We start from the raw sequence: 8,063 nt of genomic DNA on the forward strand, positions 1-8,063 counted from the left end.
TCCCTTGGTGACGAGCATTTCTGGGGCACGAGATCACGGAGGTGTGCATCATGGCCGACGCCGCGTCGCGGCTGACGACTCTCGCCGAGGAGCTCCTCGGCGGACCGCTCCCGGTGCGACTGCGGGCCTGGGACGGCAGCGAGGCCGGACCCGCCGGGGCCCCCGTCCTGATCGTCCGCGACCGCCGCGCCCTGCGGAGAATGATCTGGAAGCCCGGCGAACTCGGCCTGGCCCGCGCCTGGGTGGCCGGCGAGATCGACGTCGAGGGCGATCTGTACGAGGTGCTCGACCGTCTCTCGGGACTCCTCTGGGAACGCCCGCAGGACGCCAGGAGCCGCCTCGCGGCCCTCCGCGAGTCGGTGGCCGACCCGCGGGTCCGCGCCGCCGCCCGGACCCTGCTGCGGCTCGCCGGGCCGCTGCCGCCCCCGCCGCCGCCCGCCGAGGAGATGCGCGGCCGCAGCGGCAGCCGGCACACCCGGCGCCGCGACAAGCAGGCGATCAGTCACCACTACGACGTGGGAAACGACTTCTACGAGATCGTCCTCGGCCCGTCCATGGTCTACAGCTGCGCGTACTGGACGGAGGGCGGCACCCTGGAGGACGCCCAGCGCGACAAGCTGGACCTCATCGCCCGCAAGCTGCACCTGTCGGAGGGCGACCGGCTGCTCGACGTCGGCTGCGGCTGGGGCTCCATGGCGATCCACGCGGCCCGCGAGTACGGCGCCCGGGTCGTCGGCGTCACCCTCTCCCGCGAACAGGCCGCCTACGCCCGCAAGCGCGTCGCCGACGAGGGCCTCACGGACCTCGTCGAGATCCGCGTCCAGGACTATCGGGACGTCGAGGACGGCCCGTACGACGCGATCTCCTCGATCGGCATGGCGGAGCACGTCGGCGAGGTGAAGTACCGGGAGTACGCCGACACGCTGTACGGGCTCCTCAAGCCCGGCGGACGGCTCCTCAACCACCAGATCTCCCGCCGCCCGGAGCCCGACGAGGCGGCCTACGAGATCGACCCGTTCATCGACGCCTATGTCTTCCCCGACGGCGAACTCGCCCCCATGGGCCGCACCCTGACGACCCTGGAGGACGCCGGCTTCGAGGTCAGGGACGTCGAGGCGATCCGTGAGCACTACGCTCTCACCCTGCGCCGCTGGGTGGCCAACCTGGAGCGCGACTGGGAGCGCGCGGTGCGGCTCACCTCGCCCGGCCGGGCCCGCATCTGGCGGCTCTACATGGCCGCGTCCGCCGTCTCCTTCGAACGCAACCACATCGGCGTCAACCAGTTCCTCGCGGTGAAGACCCCGGCGTCGGGGAAGAGCGGCACGGCGCTGCGCCCGCGCGTCTGGCGGGAGTGACGGGAGGGGACGCCGAAGGGCCGGGTTCCTTTCGGAACCCGGCCCTTCGTCTCGTACCGGAGCCGCTACTCGGCCTTGATGGCGGAGAGCATGTTCAGCTTCGCGGCGCTGCGGGCCGGCCACAGGGAGGCGAGGACGCCGACCACGGCGGCCAGGACCAGGAAGAGGCCGATCCGGTCCCAGGGCAGGACCAGCGAGTAGCCCGGCAGGCTGTTCTTGAAGGTCTCGCCGATGGCCCAGCCGAGGAAGGAGCCGAGGCCGATGCCGACGACCGCGCCGAACACCGAGATGACCACGGCCTCCAGACGGACCATCCGCTTCACGCGGCGCCGGTCGAGACCGATCGCCCGCAGCATGCCGATCTCCTGCTGGCGCTCGAAGACGGACATCGCGAGGGTGTTGACGACACCGAGGACGGCGATGATCAGGGCCATGCCGAGCAGGCCGTACATGATGTTCAGCAGCATGTTGATCGGGCCGCCGAAGGTGTCGCGGATCTCCTTGTGGTCCATCACCTGGATCGCCGGGTTGTCGCCCATGGCCTTCTGCAGGGCCTGCTCGCCGGCGGCGGTGGCGCCGGCGTCCATCTTCACGTAGATCTCGCGGATGTACGACTGGTCCGCGTGGGCGTCGAGGATCTTCTTGTCGATGAGGACCGGGGAGACGAACTCGCTGCCCTCGTAGACGGCGCCGACGGTCAGCTTGCCCTTCTGCTTGTCGGTGAACTCGACCGGGACGGTGGAGCCGACCTTGAGGCCGCGCTTCTCGGCGGTCTTGTCGTCGACGGCGATCCGGCCCTGGCCGAGCGTGGCCAGGTTGCCGTTCACGACGTTCAGCTTGAGGACCTGCTCGATGGCACCGGGGGTGACGCCGGAGGCGGAGACGTAGTCGCCCTTGATCTGGAAGTCGCCGGCCTGCTGCGGGGAGACCGCCTTGACGCCGGGGGCCTTCTCCAGGGCGGTGAGCGCCTCCTCGCTGAGGGTGGTGCCGCTGGCCATGGAGACCATGTAGTCGGCCTTGATCTGGTCGACGGTCATCTTGTCCAGGGCGGTGCCGACGGTCGCGCCGAGCACCGAGAGGCCGGTGACGAGGGTCAGGCCGATGGCGAGCGCGGAGGCGGTGGCGCCGGTGCGGCGCGGGTTGCGGACCGCGTTGAGTCCGGCGAGCTTGCCGGAGACTCCGAAGAGGCTGACGAAGAGCGGGCGGATCAGGGCGATCACGGGCCGGGACAGCATCGGGATCAGCACGATGACGCCGATGAGGGTGAGGAACGCGCCGCCCGCGATGAACATGCGGCCTTCGTCGCCGCCCTGGCCCGCGCCGAGCACGATCAGTACGACACCGAGCGCGGTGAGCAGGGCGCCGAAGGAGTTCCGCACGACCAGCGACTTGGTGCTCGCGGTGGCGTGGACGCTGCTCATGGCGGCGACCGGCGGGATCTTCGCGGCGCGGCGGCCGGGCAGCCAGGCGGCGAGCATGGTGATCAGGACGCCGACGGCGAAGGCGGAGAGGGCCGGGGTGGCGCCGAGGACCAGGTCGCCGGCCGGGACCTTCATGCCGAAGGCGGTCATGGCCGAGCGGAGCGTGGCGGCCAGGCCGATGCCGAGGGCGTAGCCGACGGCGGAGGCGACCAGGCCGACCAGACCGGCCTCGGCGAGGACGGAGCGGGTGATCTGCTTGCGCGAGGCGCCGACCGCGCGCATCAGGGCCAGTTCCTTGGTGCGCTGGGCGACCAGCATGGTGAAGGTGTTGGAGATCAGGAAGATCCCGACGAAGAGCGCGATGCCGGCGAAGCCGAGGAGGACCTGGTTGAGGGCGCCGAGGCCGTCCTCGATCTGCTTGGCCTGCTCGTCGGCGAGGGCCTTGCCGGTCTGGCCGCTGGCCGCCTTCGGGACGACCTTGAGGACCTCGTCGAGGAGCTTGGCGTCGTCGGTGCCGGGGGCGGCGGTGACGGTCATGCTGCGGAAGAAGCCGGGCTTCAGGTAGAGCTTCTGGGCGACGGAGGAGTCGAAGACGACCAGGCTGCCGCCGGCGTTGACGGCGCCGTCCTCGGTGGTGAAGACACCGGAGAGGGTGTACTCCTTCACCGGGCCGTTGGTGGCCACGCGGACGGGGTCGCCGACCTTGTAGCCGCCCTTGTCGGCGGTCTCCTTGTCGAGCGCGACCTGGCCGGCCTCGGCCGGGCCGTTGCCGGTGACGAAGGTGTACGCGCGGTCCTTGCCGTCCTTGCCGGGGGCGAAGTTGGTGCCCTTGTTCGACCAGCCGCTGCCGATCAGCTTGCCGTTCTTGTCGGGCACGCCGGCGAAGCCGTCGACGCGGGGGCTGACGGAGGCGACCCCGTCGAGCTTCGCGACCTTGTCGACGTCCTGCTGGGAGAGGCCGGGGGCCTTCCGGGCCTCCTCGGGGTTCGGGTACATCTCGACGGCCACGGCGACGTCGTCGTAGCTCTTCGCCGACTGGTTGCGGAAGGCCTGGGAGAGGGTGTCGGTGAAGACGAGGGTGCCGGACACGAAGGCCACGCCGAGCATCACGGCGAGGACGGTCATCAGCAGCCGCGCCTTGTGCGCGAGGACGTTGCGCAGGGCGGTACGGAACATGGGTGAGGTCCTGAGGTCCTGAGGTCCCTGGGGGGACCGGGGGAAAGGGCGGGTACGCGGTGGGTGACGCGCGCGCGTCAGCTCGTACGGCCCTTGGCGTCGAAGGCCTTCATGCGGTCGAGGACGCCGTCCGCGGTCGGGCTCAGCATCTCGTCGACGATCCGGCCGTCGGCGAGGAAGATCACGCGGTCCGCGTAGGAGGCGGCGACGGCGTCGTGGGTGACCATGACGACGGTCTGGCCGAGCTCGCGGACCGAGTTGCGCAGGAAGCCGAGGACCTCGGCGCCGGAGCGGGAGTCCAGGTTTCCGGTGGGTTCGTCGCCGAAGATGATCTCGGGGCGGGAGGCGAGGGCGCGGGCCACGGCCACGCGCTGCTGCTGTCCGCCGGAGAGTTCGGAGGGGCGGTGGGAGAGGCGGCCGGAGAGGCCGAGCATGTCGATGACCTGCTGGACCCACTGCTTGTCGGCCTTGCGGCCGGCGATGTCCATGGGGAGCGTGATGTTCTCCAGGGCGGTCAGGGTCGGCAGCAGGTTGAAGGCCTGGAAGATGAAGCCGATCTTGTCCCGGCGCAGCTGGGTGAGCTGCTTGTCCTTCAGGGTGGACAGTTCGGTCTCGCCGATCCGGACCGAGCCGGAGGAGAAGGAGTCGAGGCCGGCGACGCAGTGCATCAGGGTCGACTTGCCGGAGCCGGAGGGGCCCATGATCGCGGTGAACTCGCCCTGCCGGAAGTCGACGGTGACCTGGTCGAGCGCGACCACCTGGGTCTCGCCGTGGCCGTAGACCTTCGAGAGGTCCGTGGCGCGGGCGGCCACCGCGGTGGCGCGGGACACGGTGGGGTAGGTGGTCACGGGGGGACTCCTGTCGCTGCGGGGTCGTCTTGGGAACCACTCCATCGTGTCGGTCGTTCCTGGCCGGGGCGTCCGCCCACGTGCCCGTTCTCGGGGCCGTCTCGAGTCTGACCGGAGGGCCGCTCCGTCCTCCTGAGGTATGACGGGGTCCCTGAGGGACGGCTTCACGCCGAGGTGACAGACGTGCGGCGACTTTTCGTCATTCCAGGGGGTGCGGCTTTGCGCCTGCGACCCCCGTCACAGTTCGGCGAAAAGGCTCTCACCTGCACTGACGCACCCTCAGGCGTCAATAAAATAAGACAACATCGGGCCGATGTTCCGCTGAACGGGGGAGGCGTCCCGATAGGCTCCTGTGCCAACGCGGAGCTACCCGCGTACGCCCGGATGGTGGAACGCAGACACGGCGAGCTTAAACCTCGCTGGCCTTCGGGCCGTACCGGTTCGAGTCCGGTTCCGGGCACCACCGGGCCTCAGGCGAGCGCCTGCGGCCCGGCGGTCTGCTCCCCGGCCGGCCGGGGCCGAAGAAGATCGAAAATCGGCGGGAAAAGATCCTCCCCGAGCACTAGGGAGTTTCTTTTGCCTACGCATTACTCTTGACGCAAGGCCGCGCCGCGCGGTCTGCCATGGAGGAGTGAGATGAGGAGCAGCAACCCGGTCTTCTCGCGACGGGGGTTCAGCCGCGACAACGGCTCGGCCGGCTTCGGTCAGCAGCCGCAGGCCGGGGGCCCCGCCGTTGGAACCAACCCGTACGCCACCGGCAACCCGTACGCCGAGGGCGCGACGAACCCGTACGCGACCAACCCGTACGCGCCGCAGGACACCCAGTTCGGTGCCCCGCAGCAGACCCGCGGCAACGTGATGACGATCGACGACGTCGTGAGCCGTACGGCCATGACGCTCGGCACGGTCGTGCTCACCGCCGTCCTTTCCTGGCTGCTGCTGCCCGTCGACCCGGCGAACCTCGGCAAGTCGTACGGCATCGCCATCGGCGCCGCCCTCGTGGCGCTCGTGCTGTCGCTCGTCCAGTCCTTCAAGCGCAAGCCGTCGCCTGCGCTGATCCTGGGCTACGCGGCCTTCGAGGGCGTCTTCCTCGGTGTGATCTCGGCCGCCGTCTCGACGTACATCGCCGACGGCGTCGTCATCCAGGCGGTGCTGGGCACGATGGCGGTCTTCGCCGGTGTGCTCATCGCCTACAAGCTGGGCTGGATCCGCGTCAACCGCCGCTTCTACGGCTTCGTGATGGCCGCCGCGATGGGCTTCATGCTCCTCATGGTCGCCAACCTGCTGTTCGCCGTCTTCGCGGGCGGTGACGGCCTCGGCTTCCGCAGCGGCGGCCTCGGCATCGTCTTCGGCATCGTCGGCATCATCCTCGGCGCCTGCTTCCTCGCCCTCGACTTCAAGCAGGTCGAGGACGGCGTGACCTACGGCGCGCCGCGCGAGGAGGCCTGGCTGGCCGCCTTCGGTCTCACCATGACCCTGGTGTGGATCTACCTGGAGATGCTGCGTCTGCTGTCGATCCTGCAGGGCGACGACTGACGCACCCCCTGACTCGGGGGAAGGGCCCGTCCGGCACACGCCGGGCGGGCCCTTTCGCGTGCCCGCGCTACGCGGTGGCGGCGTCCAGGAGGACGCGGGCCGCGGCCTTGGCCTGGGCCGCGGGCTCGGGGGAGCCGGTGATGCCCGCGACGGCCATGGCGCCGTTGGCGAGCAGGGCCAGCTGGTCGGCGAGGACGGGCGGGGCGCCGAGGGCGTCCGTCTGCTCGGCGAGATAGGCCCGCAGGGCCGCCTTGTGGTCGCGGGCGATGGCGGTGACCGCCGGGGCGACCCCGCCCAGCTCCCCGAAGGTGTTGATGAACGCGCAGCCGCGGAACTCGGGCCCGCCGAACCAGTCGGCCAGCCAGTCGAAGACCGCCAGGGCGCGCTCGTAGGGCCCGCCGGCGGCCCGCGCGCCATGGGCGGCCAGGGAGGCCCGTACGGCCTCGTCGCGGCGCCTGAGGACCGCTTCCACCAGGAGTTCCTTGGAGGGGAAGACCTGGTAGAGCCGCTTGAGCGAGACGCCGGACGCGGTGCGGATCGCGTCCATGCCGACGGACTGCACCCCGCGCTCGTCGAAGAGCCGTTCCGCGGTGTCGAGCAGCCTCAGCTCGGCGGTTTCCGCATCCATCTTCCGATCACCCCTTGCGTGGAGAACCATCGTTCTCGTAGTCTACAGGGCATCGGGAGAACGGCCGTTCTCCCGATCGGAAGCCAGAAACGGGGAGTCAGCCATGTCCGCCTTCGCCCAGCGCGCCCACACCGTCACCATCGACGGGCTCGACGTCTTCTACCGGGAGGCCGGCGACCCGGCGAACCCCACCCTGGTCCTGCTGCACGGCTTCCCGTCCAGCTCGCACATGTACCGCGGCCTCATCGCCGAGCTCGCCGACTCGTACCACCTGATCGCCCCCGACCACATCGGCTTCGGCGCCTCCGCCGCACCGGCCGTCGAGGACTTCGCGTACAGCTTCGAGAAGCTCACCGAGATCACCCTCAAGCTCCTCGACCGGCTCGGCGTCGACCGGTTCGCCCTCTACATCCAGGACTACGGAGCCCCCATCGGGCTGCGGATCGCCTCCCGGAACCCCGAGCGCGTCACCGCCATCGTCAGTCAGAGCGGCAACGCCTACCTGGAGGGCTTCACCCCCTTCTGGGACGTCCTCTTCGCGCACGCCAAGGACCGCGAGGCCAACGAGGCCGGGGTGCGCGAACTCCTCACCGCCGAGGCCACCCACTGGCAGTACACCCACGGCGTGCCCGCCGACCGCCTCGACCGGATCGCGCCCGAGACCTGGACCCTGGACCAGGCCGGCCTCGACCGGCCCGGCAACAAGGAGATCCAGCTCCAGCTGTTCTGGGACTACCAGTTCAACCTGGACGGCTACCCGGCCTTCCAGGAGTACTTCCGCACCCACCGGCCGCCGCTGCTCGCGGCCTGGGGACGCGGTGACGAGATCTTCGGGCCGGCCGGCGCCGAGGCCTTCGCCCGCGACCTGCCGGACGCGGAGATCCACCTCCTGGACGCCGGGCACTTCGCCCTGGAGACGCACGGCGAGGAGATCGCCGGACTTGTCCGCGACTTCCTCGGCCGGCACGTGAAGTGACGGGGGCGCCCGGCCGGCCCCGGCCGGCACGGGGGGGGGGGGGGGGGGGGGGGGGGGGGGGGGGGAGGGGGGGGGGGAGGGGGGGGGGGTGGGGGGGGGGGGGGGGGGGGGGGGGGGGGGGGG

Annotated in this window: 6 protein-coding genes and 1 tRNA gene; 4 read left to right on the forward strand and 3 right to left on the reverse strand. The window is 70.7% G+C overall.

The features are described from left to right. Positions 1-50 precede the first annotated feature (50 nt). Positions 51-1,355 carry a class I SAM-dependent methyltransferase gene (locus tag ACZ7G1_RS23110; protein ID WP_470877393.1) on the forward strand — a complete coding sequence of 435 codons (1,305 nt, stop codon included), beginning with the start codon at positions 51-53 and terminating at the stop codon, positions 1,353-1,355. A gap of 65 nt (positions 1,356-1,420) precedes the next feature. Here the strand turns inward: ACZ7G1_RS23110 and ACZ7G1_RS23115 are convergent, their stop codons facing one another. Then, positions 1,421-3,952 carry an ABC transporter permease gene (locus ACZ7G1_RS23115; protein WP_470877392.1) on the reverse strand — a complete coding sequence of 844 codons (2,532 nt, stop codon included), beginning with the start codon at positions 3,950-3,952 and terminating at the stop codon, positions 1,421-1,423. Between the two features lie 77 nt (positions 3,953-4,029). Continuing rightward, the gene (locus ACZ7G1_RS23120; RefSeq protein WP_470877391.1) at positions 4,030-4,800 is read right to left on the reverse strand and encodes an ABC transporter ATP-binding protein; all 771 of its coding nucleotides are present in this window, start codon (positions 4,798-4,800) and stop codon (positions 4,030-4,032) included. Positions 4,801-5,178: 378 nt separating this feature from the next. Between ACZ7G1_RS23120 and ACZ7G1_RS23125 the strand changes: the two genes are divergently transcribed. Next, positions 5,179-5,263 (forward strand) — tRNA-Leu (locus ACZ7G1_RS23125). Positions 5,264-5,436: 173 nt separating this feature from the next. Further along, positions 5,437-6,336, forward strand: coding sequence for a Bax inhibitor-1/YccA family protein (locus tag ACZ7G1_RS23130; protein ID WP_470877390.1), 900 nt, complete (start codon positions 5,437-5,439; stop codon positions 6,334-6,336). 67 nt (positions 6,337-6,403) lie between these two features. On the opposite strand, the gene ACZ7G1_RS23135 is transcribed toward ACZ7G1_RS23130, so the two are convergent. Next, a complete protein-coding gene (locus ACZ7G1_RS23135; protein WP_470877389.1) occupies positions 6,404-6,964 on the reverse strand; it encodes a TetR/AcrR family transcriptional regulator in 561 nt (186 codons plus the stop codon). A gap of 103 nt (positions 6,965-7,067) precedes the next feature. Here ACZ7G1_RS23135 and ACZ7G1_RS23140 point away from each other — a divergent pair, with 103 nt between their 5' ends. Next, a complete protein-coding gene (locus ACZ7G1_RS23140) occupies positions 7,068-7,940 on the forward strand; it encodes an alpha/beta fold hydrolase (protein ID WP_470877388.1) in 873 nt (290 codons plus the stop codon). Positions 7,941-8,063 lie beyond the last annotated feature (123 nt).

It is taken from the genome of Streptomyces sp. NPDC037273 (assembly GCF_055603625.1).